Source organism: Peribacillus simplex (assembly GCF_001542915.1).
Classification (GTDB): Bacteria; Bacillota; Bacilli; order Bacillales; family DSM-1321; genus Peribacillus; species Peribacillus simplex_B.
Map to the genome: position 1 here is coordinate 72,839 of NZ_LNNH01000028.1, position 17,241 is coordinate 90,079.

At 40.3% G+C, this 17,241-nt stretch carries 15 protein-coding genes and 1 pseudogene; 2 read left to right on the forward strand and 14 right to left on the reverse strand.

Annotated elements, in window-relative coordinates:
* Nucleotides 1-330 precede the first annotated feature (330 nt).
* Both AS888_RS14535 and AS888_RS14540 read left to right on the forward strand, forming a co-directional pair.
* Nucleotides 331-1,221 carry a LysR family transcriptional regulator gene (locus AS888_RS14535; protein WP_061142869.1) on the forward strand — a complete coding sequence of 297 codons (891 nt, stop codon included), beginning with the start codon at nucleotides 331-333 and terminating at the stop codon, nucleotides 1,219-1,221.
* A gap of 417 nt (nucleotides 1,222-1,638) precedes the next feature.
* Nucleotides 1,639-1,842, forward strand: a complete 204-nt coding sequence (locus tag AS888_RS14540; RefSeq protein ID WP_185113098.1) for a hypothetical protein — start codon at nucleotides 1,639-1,641, stop codon at nucleotides 1,840-1,842.
* Nucleotides 1,843-1,970: 128 nt separating this feature from the next.
* Here the strand turns inward: AS888_RS14540 and glaH are convergent, their stop codons facing one another.
* From glaH to pulA, 14 genes and pseudogenes are all read right to left on the reverse strand, one after another.
* Nucleotides 1,971-2,909, reverse strand: a complete 939-nt coding sequence (glaH, locus tag AS888_RS14545) for a glutarate dioxygenase GlaH (RefSeq protein ID WP_061142870.1) — start codon at nucleotides 2,907-2,909, stop codon at nucleotides 1,971-1,973.
* A gap of 329 nt (nucleotides 2,910-3,238) precedes the next feature.
* A complete protein-coding gene (locus AS888_RS14550; protein ID WP_061142871.1) occupies nucleotides 3,239-3,580 on the reverse strand; it encodes a DUF3870 domain-containing protein in 342 nt (113 codons plus the stop codon).
* 27 nt (nucleotides 3,581-3,607) lie between these two features.
* On the reverse strand, nucleotides 3,608-4,825 hold the full coding sequence (lhgO, locus tag AS888_RS14555) for an L-2-hydroxyglutarate oxidase (protein ID WP_061142872.1): 1,218 nt from the start codon (nucleotides 4,823-4,825) through the stop codon (nucleotides 3,608-3,610).
* A gap of 17 nt (nucleotides 4,826-4,842) precedes the next feature.
* Nucleotides 4,843-5,514, reverse strand: coding sequence for a GntR family transcriptional regulator (locus tag AS888_RS14560; protein WP_260320218.1), 672 nt, complete (start codon nucleotides 5,512-5,514; stop codon nucleotides 4,843-4,845).
* Between the two features lie 516 nt (nucleotides 5,515-6,030).
* Nucleotides 6,031-6,603, reverse strand: coding sequence for a site-specific integrase (locus AS888_RS14565; protein WP_232732085.1), 573 nt, complete (start codon nucleotides 6,601-6,603; stop codon nucleotides 6,031-6,033).
* A gap of 809 nt (nucleotides 6,604-7,412) precedes the next feature.
* Nucleotides 7,413-7,865 (reverse strand): VOC family protein, encoded by a 453-nt coding sequence (locus AS888_RS14570; RefSeq protein ID WP_061142873.1) that lies wholly within the window; start codon nucleotides 7,863-7,865, stop codon nucleotides 7,413-7,415.
* Nucleotides 7,866-8,387: 522 nt separating this feature from the next.
* Nucleotides 8,388-9,581: a M20 metallopeptidase family protein gene (locus AS888_RS14575; protein ID WP_061142874.1), complete on the reverse strand. Its 1,194-nt coding sequence runs from the start codon at nucleotides 9,579-9,581 to the stop codon at nucleotides 8,388-8,390.
* An 80-nt stretch (nucleotides 9,582-9,661) separates the two neighbouring features.
* A complete protein-coding gene (locus AS888_RS14580) occupies nucleotides 9,662-10,660 on the reverse strand; it encodes an asparaginase (RefSeq protein ID WP_061142875.1) in 999 nt (332 codons plus the stop codon).
* A 130-nt stretch (nucleotides 10,661-10,790) separates the two neighbouring features.
* Nucleotides 10,791-12,272, reverse strand: a complete 1,482-nt coding sequence (locus tag AS888_RS14585; RefSeq protein WP_061142876.1) for a sodium:solute symporter family protein — start codon at nucleotides 12,270-12,272, stop codon at nucleotides 10,791-10,793.
* On the reverse strand, nucleotides 12,269-12,466 hold the full coding sequence (locus tag AS888_RS14590; protein ID WP_061142877.1) for a DUF3311 domain-containing protein: 198 nt from the start codon (nucleotides 12,464-12,466) through the stop codon (nucleotides 12,269-12,271). The genes AS888_RS14585 and AS888_RS14590 overlap by 4 nt, the downstream gene beginning before the upstream one ends.
* 196 nt (nucleotides 12,467-12,662) lie before the next feature.
* Nucleotides 12,663-13,010: a Na-translocating system protein MpsC family protein gene (locus tag AS888_RS14595; RefSeq protein WP_061142878.1), complete on the reverse strand. Its 348-nt coding sequence runs from the start codon at nucleotides 13,008-13,010 to the stop codon at nucleotides 12,663-12,665.
* Nucleotides 13,011-13,525: 515 nt separating this feature from the next.
* Nucleotides 13,526-14,497, reverse strand: coding sequence for a UV DNA damage repair endonuclease UvsE (gene uvsE, locus AS888_RS14600; protein ID WP_061142879.1), 972 nt, complete (start codon nucleotides 14,495-14,497; stop codon nucleotides 13,526-13,528).
* A gap of 158 nt (nucleotides 14,498-14,655) precedes the next feature.
* A complete protein-coding gene (locus tag AS888_RS14605; RefSeq protein WP_061142880.1) occupies nucleotides 14,656-15,162 on the reverse strand; it encodes a PCYCGC motif-containing (lipo)protein in 507 nt (168 codons plus the stop codon).
* Nucleotides 15,163-15,252: 90 nt separating this feature from the next.
* Nucleotides 15,253-17,133: pseudogene (gene pulA, locus AS888_RS14610) on the reverse strand (type I pullulanase); the annotation flags it as partial.
* Between the last annotated feature and the right edge of the window lie 108 nt (nucleotides 17,134-17,241).

Genomic DNA, 17,241 nt, shown 5'->3' on the forward strand with positions numbered 1-17,241 from the left:
AGTGACATCCCTTTCATCTTTTTTTTAATCATCTTGGATTCTCCTTGTATTAGTGATGTATTCGCTTTCATTATATTGAATCTAAAACTATGAAACAATTTGATTTTTTTTTAATAATCATAAAGAAATGTTATAGTTAACCGTAATCTTAAAATACTTCCTTCCTTGTAAGTGGTGTAATTGAGTATTAATTAACACCCCTGTACATAAAAAAACTCATCTTTTTTTATTTTCTCCGTTCATTTATTTTCACGTAAAACGATTAAACAATTTGATATAATTTTATAAATAATAAGAAAACGCCATAGTTGAGGGGAAGGATCATGAAATATGAACTTAACGAAGCTGCAAACCTTTATCACACTATCTGATTGTTTAAACTTTACCCTGGCGGCGGAGCAACTTTATTGTTCACAACCGGCTGTAAGTATGCAAATTCAAAGTCTTGAGAGGGATTTAGGGTTTCCCCTTTTTGACCGTATCGGAAAAAAGCTATTCTTAACTAAACAAGGTGAGCATTTCAAACCATATGCGGAACAAATGATTAATCTATTTCATTCATCCAAAGAGCATATTAAGCAACTAGACAACTTAGCTTCTGGAACATTATCCTTTGGAGCAAGCAATTTTGTTGGAGTGTACCTTCTTCCCGCTATCCTCAGTGACTTCAACAAAAAATTCCCTGGCATCAAGATTAACATGAATATTACATCCTCAAGTCACTTGATTCATATGCTGGAGTCCAAAAAAGTAGAGGTTTTGGTTCTCTCTGATCGAATACCAATCGATGAAAACCGTTTTCAATTCAAAAATTTTCATCAAGATGAGCTTGTTTTAATCGTCAATAACCAACATCGGCTTGCTCAAAAAGATATGTGTACTTTAAAGGATTTGATCGATGAAACATTGGTTTTGAAACCTAATAAATCTGCTACCCGAAATTTTTTGGATGGGGAATTTAAAGAATATGGATTCCGTTTTCCAAAGTATATGGAGATAAGTAACCTGGAAGCAATCAAACAAAGCGTAATTCACGGTCTTGGCGTATCGATCGTCTCTAATTTTTCCATTAAACAGGAAATTAAAAGCGGATTATTAGTTGAGGTTCCCATAGAGGGAGTAAAATTTCTAAGGGGAATTAGGTACATTTATCATCGAGGCTCACATCTTTCACCGGCTACAAAGCAATTTCTCTCTCTGCTGGATCAAAAGTCCGTTTAAATCATCTGTTGATGTTCAATCACCATGACGTCATTTAGGGTGTGAATACAGAATGTGGGATATTATCCGCACACAATGTTAGTCTTGTGTTTTTACTAGATTTAAATGTTCAAAAACTAGTCGTTTATGGTGATTTATCCATAACTAAAGAATTATATGTTTTTTTAATTATTGTTCAACAATAAAGCCATTTTCTTGAATAGTAGCATTAACTGGGTTTGGATATATAAGTTAAAATCCAGGGGGAATTGTGAAGAATTGCACTAAATGTTACCTAGTCTTATTGGAAGAAGAAAAAGAAAAAGCACGACCAAATGTAAACATATTTTTACATTTGGTCGTGATCTTTTATAATCGATGTAAGGATATCTTTACTTTCCAATTGGAGAGTTATTAATAAAAAGAAGTTTAATACTTATGCAACGTTATTTGATGATTGTGCTTTATGTTGTACTTCTTGGCAATGGAGCTGCTTTACTAATTTTATATGCAATGGGTGTTCGTTTTATTGAAATTGGTATGTTGATTGTATGTATGATGGAATCATATAGGTTAATTGGATTCGGAGCTCTTGTAACCAAGCGATTAATAGAAAGATATTCATCTATGTTATTAAACTAAAGGCCGCTTTAATAACGTAACTAAAGCTTAATTTCTCGGTGTTAAATGCGAGAAATTAAGCTTTTCTTACCGTTGTAAAGATGTTACTCTCTTAGCGAGGGAAAAATCTATGGGAGTGCAAAATGAAACTATTGGTTGAATCTGCCGCGCTGGCGCAATAATTCACGATTCAAGTTCGGATCCTTTTCGAAAGCGGCACGGCCGTGAAGCCAAAAAATATTATTGACGACAACTAAATCTCCAACAGGAAGCCCCAATTCCATTACGCTTTCATCGCTTTCCAAGGAATGAGATAAATCCCGTAAGTATTTGGCCTGTTCGATTGATTCAGGATAAACGAATTGATCGATAAAGCAAACGCCTGGTTGGTTATTGTGATTAAAGAAAGTCAATCTTTCAATTTCCTGTTCAATGTTTTTACTCTTTGGAGCTTTGTACGTAAATTTATGACTCGAAATGGGATGATTGACGTAATGATCAAGTTCTTTCCAATCATCCAGATGCAATAGGCGTGATTCTCCACCGCGGGCATTCTCTTCGACCATCTTCATCATCAATAGCCAGTCCGTCGGCTCATCCACAAACGTTCCGTCCGTATGAAGCGTGAATAAACGATAGGCTTGGCGCAGGTATGAATCACTGCTATCCGTATCTTGAACACTAAATCGCGCATAATACTTACCTGACATGGCATCATGGTTTGGTGTTCCAAGCAAGTAAGAAATGGCTGTGGCAAACAATACATATTCATCGGTATTTTCAGTGACCCCATTTAGGCCGAGGGTGAACCCTCCAGAATCCCGATCATGAACGATACTGCGAAGAACTTCTCCAAATTCCGATCCCACTTGATCCAATAAATACGATGCAACGATGAGGCGAGCGTATGGCGTATATTCCAAATGTTGAACAGTCTGATTATCCTTCAATACGGCTTCGAGAAAACCGGCAATGGATTCTTTGGAGATTTCGATGTGATACAAACGATTGGTTTGCGGGTGAACCTTCACCTCATAGTTTTCTGTTTTCATTTCAAACTTAGCCCGTTTTTTTTCTGCAATGTTCATGAATAATTCCTCCTGTTATTAAGATAGGTAACAAAGTCAACGGGAAATATAAAAAGCCAGCCGCACATTATTACCCCCAGTAAATAGGAAGTACATGTACAACTGGCTTATATTCACTTCACTGCTCTATGGGAATAGAGTCACAGCGAATATGCAGTTTATGTAAGATTTATTTTTCCTGTTTCCAATGATTAAGAACTTTACACGATTCTGAAATGGTGTGTTTCAAAAGGTGTGAATGTCAAAATATTGGCTTAACTCCATTAAAGCTTTTTTGCTAACCTTTGTCAACGGTTTTTGCAAATTATTCTGAAAAATAAGAACGATTACTAGCTTGATAGTTTCGTATGATCGTCCGCTTTAATTTGTTGAAAATGGTTATCCAAGTCCTTTAATGCAGCCACCAAAGCATTCGCTGCTTTGCCCCGGTAATAGGTTTGAATTGAATCTATCGCCTCATCGACACCATCCTTTAAACTGGTCCCCTTTAATAATTCCCCGATAAACGCCCGTCCATGCTCAGTTGCCAATGTACACGATGCTTCGAGGACAACCCCATATTTAACATCGACTTCTGCCGTGATGGTCAACGTTTCAAAAACACTTTTTGCTGCCATCCCTTGAGGTAAACGTGCATGACCTGCAATGAATATTGTTTTGCCATTAAACATGAGGCATCTTCCTCTCCATAAAGGTTTTTATTTTGTGAATATCGCTTCCATTAAATGCGATTGTTCCGGAATACGGTTAACAACCTCTTTTCCAATTTCAATCGAGGCCGTGGCGGCTGGTGAAGGGGCATTGCACACATGAACGGTACGTTTTCCCATGATGATGTGAAAGTCATCGACCATATTACCGTCATCCTGTAACGCTTGAGCCCTAACTCCAGCGGGCGCCGGGATTAAATCGTCCTCTTGAATTTCGGGTATCAATTCCTGCAGGCTTTTCGTGAACTGCTTTTTACTGAAAGAACGGATATATTCATCCATCCCTTCCTTCATGAATTTACTGGCCAATTTCCAAAACCCTTTATAACGTAAAACTTCACTTAAATCTTTTGCATTGAAGTCGGTTTTTTTGTATCCTTCCCGTTTAAAACTTAGCACGGCATTAGGCCCTGCATCCACTTCCCCGCTGATCATCCGCGTAAAATGCACGCCTAAAAAAGGGAATTTAGGATTAGGAACAGGATAAATCAAGTGCTTGACGAGATAGCGTTTTTCGGGTTTCAGTTTAAAATATTCGCCGCGGAAGGGAACGATTTTCATATCGGTTTTATACCCCGCTGCTGCAGCTATTCGATCACTGTGCAAGCCTGCGCAATTTATGACCATCCTTGCCTTAATCGTTTTATTGCTCGTTTCGATGATGACCTCATCAATTTTCTCGGCAATCTTCTCCACCTTTGTATTCAGCATGATCTCACCCCCATTATCCCGGATGATATCCGCCATTTTTTCACTGACTTGACGATAATTGACGATGCCTGCCTGAGGCACACGAATCGCACCAAGCCCATGAACATGCGGTTCGATTTCCTTTAACTCACCAACATCGATTTTTTGTATCGCCAGGTCATTTTGCAAACCGCGGGTGTATAAATCATCTAGGAGCGGCATTTCTTCTTGCTTCGTTGCAACAATCACCTTACCGCAAATATCATGTTCAATGCCGTACTTTTTACAGAATTCCGTCATGGAGCGGCTTCCTTGGCGGGCAAACCGTGCCTTGAAACTGCCAGGTTTATAATAAATCCCAGAATGGATGACACCGCTATTATGTCCTGTTTGATGGTCAGCAACAACTGCCTCTTTTTCAATGACCACCACTTTGGCATGTGGAAACCGCTGATACAGGGCCATACCTGTTGATAGACCTACAATCCCTCCGCCAACAATTGCAAAATCATACACATTGAACACTCCTTTTATCATTGATTTTTAGTATTCAGCAGCTCCATATAAGTGATAAGATTATTCTTTGTCCGCAAAATGTGATATTCCACCGCTGCCCGCAGCTCTGCAGGATCGCCCCTTCGTGCCGCTTCATAGATCATCCTGTGCTCCCGTTGCGTTTGCGGATAATAATCAATCAGCAAATTAGGGGCAATCGGTGATATTCCTAACGTTTCGACCATCTTTTGAACCCTTGGCCAAGGGCAGCCTTTTCGGAGCGTTTCATGAAACGCCGCATTCAGATGAATGTAATGCTCATTGGTTACATCCGATAATTGCAGTCCTTCCATTTCAATCAGTATCCCTTTTACTTTCTCCATATCCTCCTCAGTTAAAAAGGGCAGCGATTTCTCGACGGCCAGACCTTCAAGCAGTGACCGGGTATGGTAGATTTCTTCAATATCTTCCCGGGTTATGGGTGTGACGATAGCACCTTTATGCGGAACCATCTCGACCAACCCTTCCATTTGCAGCTGTGTCAAGGCTTCACGGATGGGCATTCGGCTTACTTCCAAACGATCAGCCCATTCCTCTTGGATAAGGCGATCGCCCTTTTTCAACGTGCCATTCAAAATCGCCTTCCTAAGGCTGTTCGTTACATGTTTAACGATCGTTAATTTATCTTTATTGGAATGGATCTTATCCAATTCAGCTTCCACCTTTCAGGTATTGGATACAATTTTAACTATATCAACTAAATAAAGCGATTACAATACTAAATATTAAAAATATTGTATCCAACCTTTAAGTATATTGGATACAATTAGTTTCCCTCTTAATCAATCAAAAGGGATATGGGAATGTAAGCTGAAAAAGGATCATACCTGGCTATAGGAATGATCCTTTTCGGTAATTTCTATTGTTCAAGCCATCAATCTAAGGGATTTAAATTACCATAATAACATTATGTAAACAAAAAATCGACCAACTAGCCATTTCGAATATAAAATGACTAATTTTAGAAAACAAGATTCGAAGGTATAGGCTGTCACTTTTCTGCCTTTGCCCAAATCGATAGTGTCCCTATATGGAAGTAAGAACTTCCCACTCTGGCTGTTCAAGCACTAAGAAGTGCTTCTTCTATTAACACATCACATTTTTTCTCCTACAATCAAAGCGGCACCAGCGTAAGAAAAAGATTTGCGCAAACACGCAAACCTTCCTTAGAAATAAAAATCCATCAACGTTTCGTCCATTAAATCTTGGGTGAGTCCTATGTATATCATCGTATCCTTTGGATTGGAGTGATTAAGGATTTGCTGCAGTAATGCGATATCCTTGAATTTCTGATAATGCAAATAGCCGAAGGTCTTTCGAAGTGTATGTGTGCCTACATCCGGAATATCGGCCATTTCGGCAGCTTTGTTCAAGACTCGGTAGGCTTGGACCCTGGTGATTGGACCATTCCCTTTTCGACTTGGAAACAAATACTGTTCATTTTTTAGGTTCATCTTGCGGACATACTTCCTGACTTCCTTTCGAAGCTGAGGATTGACAAGGAACCGTTTAATTTTATCCGTCTTTTGCTCGACGATGACGATATGCGTACCTTCGAGAATATCCTTCACTCGCAACTTTAAAAGATCGCCTATACGTAAGCCGATGTTAATACCAATTGAAAACATCATATAGTCTCTATAGCTACAATATTTTAATAGAGACTTTTTCATCTTTTCTATATGATCCAGACGGCGAATCGGCTGGACATTCTTGATTCTTTGAGAGGCTGCTTGCATAAGTTTTCTTTCCCCTTTCCCCTTCTTTCATTGTACGTGAAGAACGGAAAAAAAGGCAAGTTTTTTTAAATTCTGATACCCTTAAGAACACTGATTTAAAGGGATTTCGAATGTATCAATAGAGGTCCTTTGTTACATTCGGAATATTCTGGCAAAGATGACCGTAAATGACGTCGAAATTAAGCATCCTACCAAACGCCCCTTAAAGCCTCATTATGCGACTTTAAACTATTTTGGACCAATGACTCTAGCTGTTTTAAACAACAGCTTCAAACGTTGAATATGGAGCTCGTTTTTTTGCCTTTTCTACTTTTTTCTCATGAAAATCCCTTAATTCAGCATTCTCCTCATTTGAATAGTTGTCATTTAAATTCGGAAAATCGAAATCCATTTCAGGGCATCATCCGCTTTGTCCATTAACCCCCTCGAAACGGCTTATCATGAAAAATCCCCCTGAGATGTAAAAGGTTCAGGAGGAATTTCGTAGTAGTTGATTAAAAGATAGAGCTACTATTTTAAAAATTTTGTTCATCGATTTTTTTCACAATCGGACGTTCATATTGAATAAGAGTTTTATTAATCGAGATGGATTGGCTTATAACGTTGTTTTTACATGCACGAACCCAGCTAGCCTTAGAACGAAGTGCTTAGGCGTAGGGTTGCTTGGGACCGAGGGACACCGAGCGTCCGCAGCGTGAATGCTGTGATATATGAGACGCACCCGACTTCTTCGAATGACTTACACACTGCTTTTCTGTTTCAATTTTAATGTATCTTTCAGGAAAGGCTTTTTATAAAACATCACTTACTTATTTGTTATCGAGTTGTTCCGCCAACCCGATTAGAAGTCCTTCGGTTCCACGAATATAGCAGAGCCGATACGAATTCTCGTACTGAACCACTTCGCCAACGAGCTGAGCACCATACTTAATGAGTCTGGATACCATTTCGTCAATGTCTTCAACGGTGAACATCACGCGCAGATAACCGAGGGCATTTACAGGAGCTGTCCGGTGATCTGATATAGTAGGTGGATTTATAAATCGCGAAAGTTCAATTCGGCTGTGGCCATCCGGGGTAACCATCATAGCGATCTCTACGCACTGAGAGCCCAAACCGGTTACGCGGCCAGCCCATTCTCCTTCGACAGTGGCTCGCCCTTCGAGGTTCAAGCCAATCTCCTCGAAGAAAGAGATTGCGTCATCAAGGGATTCTACAACGATGCCGACATTATCCATTCTTAGTAATTTGTTTTTTGCCATAGTATTATCTCCTTATGTGTAAAAATTTTTCATTTGATTCTCTTCCTAATTATACTATTAACAAGTTACAAATTCCTTCCAAATATCAAACACCTTGTAAACCCTGTACTATTGGAGTATTCGCGAACCATATTTCGTGAATGTCATCTTGTTCAAAACGTTACAAACATTCATAGCGCAGTTGCTGTTCAATAAAACAACTTCGACTTCCCGACAAAATAGTCCTGCCCTTTAATGGAATAATGCTATTATTACTTACCAATTCCTAATCAAATCCATCATTCCCCTTTGCTCAGCTAAAAAATAGATAGAGTATCAGTGAGTGGTGAAATAAACGTCATTGAAGAGATAACGCAGACAATTTCCGATGCTCCTATCTGGTTAAAATGGTCATGGGGAAAGATACACATTAGTTGAATGCTCACTCGATTTCTCTTTATTACCGAACCCTAATTTTGGTCTTCCACCAACCTGCGTAATTCCTTATTTACTTGTACTAGTAAATTTGATTATCATGGTGGGTCAGCTTGCTTCCTCGTTTAAAAAAGTCAAAATAAGTTGAGTTGTAAGGGAGACACCATATTTCAAAGAAGTTAAATTTACATGGAACTTCGGATGATGCCATGGAAAGCACTCTTTATCCTTAGTTCCTGTTCCCCAATAGATAAAGACAGAAGGAACGGATTGGGACAAGTAGACAAAATCGTCGCCGCTCATATAAGGATTTTCCAATGTAACGATGCTGTTTTTGCCAATGGTGGTTAATGCAGTCTCTATCGCCAGCTGAGTCATGCGTTTGTCATTCCAAGTGGCAGGATAGCCTCTTTCGTATGCGTATGTGTACGTTCCGCCCCAAAAATTCGTTATTGAATGTAATAGTGCTTCAATTTTTGCTTCAATGGCCTTTCGTGTTTCTTCATTGATCGTTCGTACCGTGCCCGCCAAATCTACCCGATCGGCAATCGCATTGGATGTATAGCCGCCCCTTATTTCCCCAATCGTTACGACCGCTTTATCAACGGGAGATACCTGCCTTGCAACAATGTTTTGAATGCTTGAGATGAATTGACCTGCCATCGCTATGGCATCAACACTTTGATGCGGAGCTGCCGCATGACCGCCCTTTCCAATCAAGGAAATATATATTCGGTCACTGCTTGCGAGCATACAGCCCTCCTTCACTTGGAATTGACCTGGTAGTAAATAGGGGTTAGTATGAATGCCAACCGCCGCATCTACTTTTGGATTTTCCAGAATTCCTTCTTCGATCATACGGACAGCCCCACCTGGATGAACTTCCTCTGATGGCTGAAACATGATTTTGACCGTTCCTTTTAATTTGGCTTTCCGTTCTTGCAGCAAAGCTCCGACACCTAAGCCAACCGTTATATGTGCATCATGCCCGCAAGCATGCATGGCGCCCTTATTTTTGGAGGCATATTCCAGGTCTGTCTGTTCGGTTATTGGTAAAGCATCAATGTCCGAACGCAATAGGATGGTTTTCCCCGGTTGTTCGCCATGAATTTCAGCACAGATCCCTGTATTCGCCATCTTCCTGTATGGAATGTGGAGCTTCTGCAGTTCGTTTTCAATGAATTTCTGCGTTTCATATTCCTCTGTACTTAATTCGGGATATTGATGAAGATGTTTATAAACACGTTGAAGGTACGGCTCATGTTTCTCTTCTATATAATTCAGACTCATTCCATTTCCCATAAAATCACCACTTTCTGTTTTTTGAGGCTGACAAAATTAATCTATGTCCTGCCACTTTTATTTACCGCCGTATTCTTTTACTAATAAATTTCAAACATTCGTTGAATCTCTGTTGATCGATGTGTTTTGGTTAGTCCAAGTTGCAGTAAAATCCTGGACTTTTGTGGAGTCAAATTACCTGATGCGATAAAATCGCTTTCCAAATCAACCGGTTTTGTCGTTACTAAACCATTACCAATCCGAGAAGTGCTGACCACCATCACTCCCTGTTCGTTGGCATCTTGTAATCCTTGACGAGTTAGCGGGAAAATGCCTCCATTACCTGTTCCAGCGTGCACAATTCCCTCTGCTCCTGCAGCAACAGCAGCATCAACCAGATCTCGTGTGTCCTGACTATGCCCAAACAAAATATCAACACGAGGCAATTGAGGTAGATCAAACAAGACGAACTCGGACTCTGCTGTATGCTTTCGCAAACTTTTATAATAAAAATGCGGTCTGCCATCTACCATGTACCCCAATAACCCAGCTTCAGGTGAACCAAATGCGTCAATCGCAGTGGTATGAAGCTTACTCGTTTCTCGTGCAGAACCAATCCTGCCGTTTAATGAGATTAAAACACCATGACCTCGTGCCACATCACTTGCAGCCAGTGCTACACCATTGTATAAATTAAGCGGTCCATCTGCACTAAGTGCTGTTGCTGGCCTCATCGCACCCACCATTACGACCGGCTTATGACTTTTTACGGTCAAGTGAAGAAAGTATGCCGTCTCCTCCAATGTGTCCGTCCCATGTGTAATCACCACACCATCGCAATGCGATTGCGATAACAACTCATTTACCTTCATGGCCAACTTAAGCCATAGCTGATCTGTAGTGGCATAACTAGCTATGTTGGCAATTTGATAACCGCTTACCTCTGCTAAATCACTAACCTGTGGAACTGCTTTTATTAACGCTTCTATTGTAAGAACACCCGCCTGATATTGCGTGATTTGCGTACTATCTGCTCCTTTTCCGGCAATCGTCCCCCCGACAGCAAGGATTGTAATTCGAGGTAATTTTTCTTTGCTCATGCCTGTAGGTCCCCTTTCACTCTCTGTTTCCCTTCTCCATCATGCTTGGAGCAGTCGATTTTCTGATTTTCCCTTCATCTTTGAAATCAGATGGCCCATCTCATTCAATGCCTTTCTATCTTGTTAACTTCTAATCTTTATAACTAGTCACTCGTTGTACTTGAATTTCCGCTTCTCTGCGTGTAATCACACTAACCAAAACTAGAACGAATGCATTCAATAACATGGCGATGAATCCAATGTTGATGTCTGTGATGAGCGAGGGCCAATCTGGGAAAAGAATCACTAGCTTAGTCTTGGTGATGGTAAAATAAGCTAGGAATGTAGCACCGGCGATAATACCGGCGAATGCCCCCTGCTTTGTTACAAATGGTTTTTTCATTAAGCTAAAAATGAATGCAGGGAACAACTGGGTCAAAATAGAGGAAGCGAAAATACTTAGCTCGACGATAAAATTACCGCCTTGGAAGACGAAGTAAAGGGACAGCAGGGCAAAGACAGGAACCAAGCTTTTGGCGACGGTTGTCACATGTTTCTCGGTGGCTTTTGGAGAAACGACTTGATATACATTTTTAGCTACTAACGTAGAGGCGTTCAGCAAGATCATGGAACCGGGTACTAAAGCTGTCAGTAAGCCAGTACCACCGACGATTCCAACAAACCAAGGGTTGAACGTTTCTTTCACGACACGAAGCAAAGCAAGATCGGCATCTGTTCCTTCCAAGTCAGGAACTTGCAGGATTGCCGCAAAACCAACAAAGAAGATTAATACAATCAAAATTTGATACACCGGCATGATAATCGCATTTTTACGCAATGATTTCGCACTCTTTGCAGAATACGTTGCTTGGAAAGAGTGAGGATACATCCAATAACCAAGACCTACCACCAAGATCGTAGACAAATACCAGGAAATACTTTGTTCTTTTGCAGGGAGAGTTAGAAATCCTGGCTTTGCTGCATCAATCGCCTGGAACATGGATTCAAAACCTCCGTAAAAGTGGATTGGCAGATAGATCCCTAAAAAGAGGGCTATCCCTAAAATAATTACGTCTTTTATCGCGGCAATACTGGCAGAACCGTGAATGCCGGAAATGCTTACATATACAATCATGGCAAGGACACCAATCCACATAGCCATGTTAGGTGAAATCAAGCCATAGGAAGTTTCAGAAACGATGATCCCCAATCCTTTTAATTGAATCATCAATAAAGAGTTCAAGCCCAAGACAGCAACGAAGGAAACTACAATACCCAGGGCAGGACTGTTGTACTTGCTTGCAAAGAAATCGGAAAAGGAAAGCAGCTCGTGCTTTTTGGCGTACTTCCAAACGGCCGGTAACATCCAGTAAGACATAATGAATGCGAGACAGCCGTACCCTAAAATATAAAAGGCAGGTGCTCCCTTGCCATAGGTATAACCACTAGCTCCCAAAAAAGTGAAGGTGGTGTAGTTTTCCCCAGCCATTAATAAAAAAACGAAAAGGGTACCAAAGCCACGTCCGCCAACTGTCCATTGCTCTAAACTCATTTTTTTCCCTTTTTTCGCACGTATCGCAACTAAAAGAGCAAGCAGCAAGAAGAGGGTAATAATCAACAGTGCACTATTCATTCATTTTCCTCCTTGTTGATAGGATCTAATTTGTAGATAATCAGTATGATTGTTGATGAGATAATTAGCCAAAGCGTATGCCAAAACAGTAAGAATGGCATTCCTAATACGATCACATTCACTTTACTCGCAAAGACGCTACCTACAAGTATTCCGATAAATGGAATAAACCCAAGAAGATAAACTGGTTTCAAAAAAACTCCTCCTTTTTTTGAAATTTCTTAATAAAACAGTGGAATATAAAAAAAGTAAGGAGCACTTGTATAGAAAGTCAAACCTTTCTAACAAGCGCTCCTTACTTCGTAAACAAAGTAAATGGCTACTCATCTTTACTGTATGCGTCTCATCTCTTAAGAATCGATCAAAAGAGTAGTGACAAATTATGTAAAGTCATTCATTCTCTGCTAGAATGACCTCTGTAATGGACCATTGGGTAACATAATCGTAATCGCGCAGTATTACTTCAACCTCTAGATCAAATTCCTGCTCCAAATATTCCTTGATTCGTTTCTTGAATATCTGTGACATCTGAACGTCTACTTCTCGTTTCAGTGCTGGAACCTCACATTCTAAAGCAAGTGATTGTGGTGTCCGTCTATGTTTTGTACGGAATGTAATGAATTGATCATCAATCTCTATTTTTAACAAAGTTGTACCTGCCCCAAACAGACCTTTACACACCTCGTTGTATATAATGGTCAGCTTCTTCTTGATTTCATTAGAATCAGTAAGATACATACGATCACCCGAAAGAGTATTTTTTGAAAGCGCTTCCTAGAGGTAATTATACCTATAACATACGATATAATCAACCACTTTTATGCCATTTTAGCCTCCTTCATTCTGAACAGACTTCAGCGAGAACCGTAATTCCCTCCCATTTTAGCCTTGAAGGCGCAAAAAATATCACTTATATAACAGAAAGAGGGTAAATAGGTGTACATTCTACGGTTGTTATTATGTGGATAAAAATCCCGGAAAATTTTCATTACGATTGTTGTAGCAACGATACCATTGAAGGGAAAAAGGAATTAGATAGTGAATATATCCTTGCCCCTCCTAATTTCTAATTAATGGAACATTCCTTCGTATAGGAAATAGCGTTCCTTGGTTTAAATCTCCTGTTATCCTGCGTTTTGTTGTTTTAGTAATCGTTTACTAATTTACAATAATAACGTTATGTAAACTAAATGCATTGATGATAAAGAGATTTACTCGCTCCCCTCTTTATCAACTATTTATTTTTCGGCAAATTAATGGATATAAAAGCTGGCTTCGTCAATGAATTCGATATCTTTGTATCCTTTCATCTGTTCCATCAATTGAAAAAGTGCTTCATCCTTTTGCTTGGCTTCGATCATGCAATCAAGCTGTGGAACCGTTCCTTTTATCCTTCGCAAAAATTCCATGAACTGTGCCGGATCCACATATTCAGCGTGTGCCCTAAATTCCTTATCCGATCTTGGACTTGAAATATGCATCTTGGGAGGCAGTTTTGAATTTCGCCAGCTATTAATGATTCGGTCCCAATGTTCGGTCCAGTTTTCACCAGGTAAGTGATGAGCAAGATAATGGTGATAATCGAAAACCATGGGAATCCCCAGTTTTTCACATAAGTAAAGGGTTTCCGACAATGTATAAGTGGTATCATCATTTTCCAGGATGACCATTCTTTGAATGGATTCAGGAATCAAGCCCCAATTATGGATGAATTGTTCTAAAGCCTGTTCGTGTTCCCCGTAACCGCCGCCCACATGCAAGACACAGCGATGCTCGGGATCGATCCCCATATGGCTCAACAAAGTATGATGTATTTTTAAGGTTTTTAATGATGTCTTAAGAATATCAATATTGGAACTATTCAAAATCACAAAATGATCTGGATGAAAATCTATCCTCATCTTTGGATGCTTGGATAAGAAGGTTCTTATTTTAGTAAGCTCGTCAGTGATGGGTTCGATGTAATCCCATTCTGGGATTTCTGGATGATTAGCCAAAGGAATCAATTTAGATGAAAGTCTAAAAAACTGAATCCGGTTCGCTTCGTTATGAATCAGTAACCGCCAACAATTATGAAGATTGGAATTGGAAATACGTTCGAGCTTCCTTATGGCAGCATCTCGATCCTTAATTTTTGAAAACTGAGCAAAAGTCATCGTCTGGGATGGTGAACAGTTTGGGACATGATTACTCATCGCTACATAACCAAGGCGTATTAATGTCAAATGAATATCTCCCTTACATTTTTTTATATTGGAAGTATTCCCCTATCACGCTCAGGTTATATTGCCTGAGTCCAAGAAACCATTCTTCAACAGAAATAAATAATGGTCTTTTTCCGAATGTAACCGGAAAAAGACCATTGCTCAGGCTTGAGACTCCATTACACTTGTGGGGTCGGAGTCGGTTTTGCATATCCACTTTTGTATTTTTCGTCCACTTTATTCCTGATTTTTTTAATGTTCATGCCGTCATTCCAGTCCAAAATTGATTGTGCTGCTATTTCCAAGCAAACGCCGCACTTCGTCCCATGGTCGTCCCAAACCACTTCCCCATTTTGTTTATTCTCATGGATAAAGCAATCATAGTTATTTTTATGGTTCGCTGATTCCCCGCAACCGCAGTAGCATGGGATTTTTTCTAGTAAATCTTTATTTTGGGCAACCGCTAAATAGATGGTTTTCATGTCTTCCGGTTTTCCTGATAAGAAATTTGGTGCGATTTCCTTACTTGCGGTTTCTTCTTGGACATCGGCTGATGCTTCATGATCAGAATGTCCTTCATGGCTGGTTTCTTTTTTTTCGACAACGCTTTTTTCTTCACTCGCACAAGCTGAAAGCAATAATGTAGAACAAACTCCAAAGGTCATGGTCATCATTTTAACATTCATTTTGACACTCCTTGTTCCAGATTGATATTCCCATTTTATTACACTTGGTGTATTTCTACAAATTTATTGAAAGGGTCCATCCTGCTAGTTTCATGATAATTTTTTTAATACATATGAAGATAAGGGGGGAACGGTTATTTGATTCCCTTTAATTCTTTCTATTTCTTCCAGGCCAGCAAGCTGTCCATTCGCTAAAACGGACCAATCCCCTTGCTGCGGAAGTGCAAGGTTTATCGATTGCCAATTGGCGTTGTGGATGACAGCCAATCTTGAATCTTCCGTTACTAATGTGAATGCAACCACATTCGGCGGAGCGTCGATGAACTGTAAACACTGCTCGATTTCTTCGGGTGTGCTCAATCTGAAGGCACTGTGATTTTTCCTGATCGAAATCAAGCCCTTCATATATTCGACTTCGGTGTTAAAATCCGCCCTTCTTTTCCAATCCAAGCGGTTTATCCAGTCAGAGGATTGATAGCTATTTTCATCGCCCTCCTTCGAGCGCATGAATTCCTGGCCAGCATGTATCATCGGTATTCCCTGGGACAGCAGGACGATGGCGGAAGCCAATTTATGCATCTGTTTACGTTCCGTTTCGGAAGCCTCTGGGTTAGTGATGGCAAGCTTATCCCATAGGGTGAAGTTATCATGTGCTTCCACATAATTGATGACTTGGTCTGGTGTTTGATAGGTTGCAATTTGGTCATCGTAGTGCAAACCGGCAGCTATGCTTTTTCTTATGATATCTTCCATTCCTGGTTTCCCATTGATGAATCCCTTATCATGCTTATCCATTACAAAACCTTTTAATCCGTCCCTGATTGCATCATTAAAATGAGCGATTCCAGGCATTTTATAAGCATTTTTTTGATTCGCCTTCTGCTCTTGGGGCAATGGAGTATTCATATCCCAGCCTTCGCCCAGCACAATGATCGTCGGATCGATCTCTGCAAGCGTTTTTTTCACTTCATTCATCGTTGCCACATCATGAATCCCCATTAAATCAAAACGGAAGCCATCAAGGTTATATTCCTTTGCCCAATAGGCGACGGATTCAACGATGAATTTACGCATCATTTTCCGTTCGGATGCGGTATCATTCCCTACCCCAGTGCCATTCGATAAAGTACCGTCGTCGTTATAGCGGAAAAAATAGGTGGGTACCAGCTTATTGAAGTTCGAATCGGCCACTGTATAAACGTGATTATAGACGACATCCATGATGACACGCAAACCATGGTCATGAAGGGCCTGGATCATTTCCTTCAACTCCCTGATCCTCACTTTTGATTGGTAAGGGTCAGTCGAATACGATCCTTCTGGTGCGTTATAATTTTTCGGATCATAGCCCCAATTGTATTGCGGTTCCTTTAATTTCGTTTCGTTGACGGTGGCAAAATCGAATATCGGGATAAATTGTACATGGGTCACCCCTAGGTCCTTTATATGGTCCAGCCCTGTTTTCACTCCCTTAGGACCTTTCGTCCCTTCTTCAATCACCCCCAGGAATTTACCCTTCTGTGTAATTCCGCTCTCCGGATGGATCGATAAATCCCTTATATGTAATTCATAGATGATGATGTCCTCCGGTTCATCAAGCGGAGGTTTGTCATGTGTCCATTTTTTTGGATTCGTGTCAGCCAAGTCCACCACGACCCCTTTATCACCATTGACCGTGACTGCGCGTACATAAGGATCGACGGCTTCATCCCATACCTCTCCAATCTTTACTTTATATGTATAAATCAAGCCATCGTGATCGCCGCATAATTCTGCAAACCATGTCCCCTTTTCAGAACGAGCCATCTCGATTTCAAGTCCCGCTGAATCATCCCATTGTTCATACGTGACCAGTTTTGCTTCAGATGCTGCAGGTGCCCATAATCTGAAACACGTTTTATCTTTATGGTAGGTATTCCCCAGGTCTTTGCCATCAAAGAAATAGAGGCGGTCCACTTCTTCTGGATTCAGTGGATGAATATTCGCAACAGGAAGTGAAATTGATGGATTTTCTGTATCTGCATCCGTCTCTTTTCGATTATCGATATTTTCTTCTTCAAAATAAAGTGAATCTTTAAT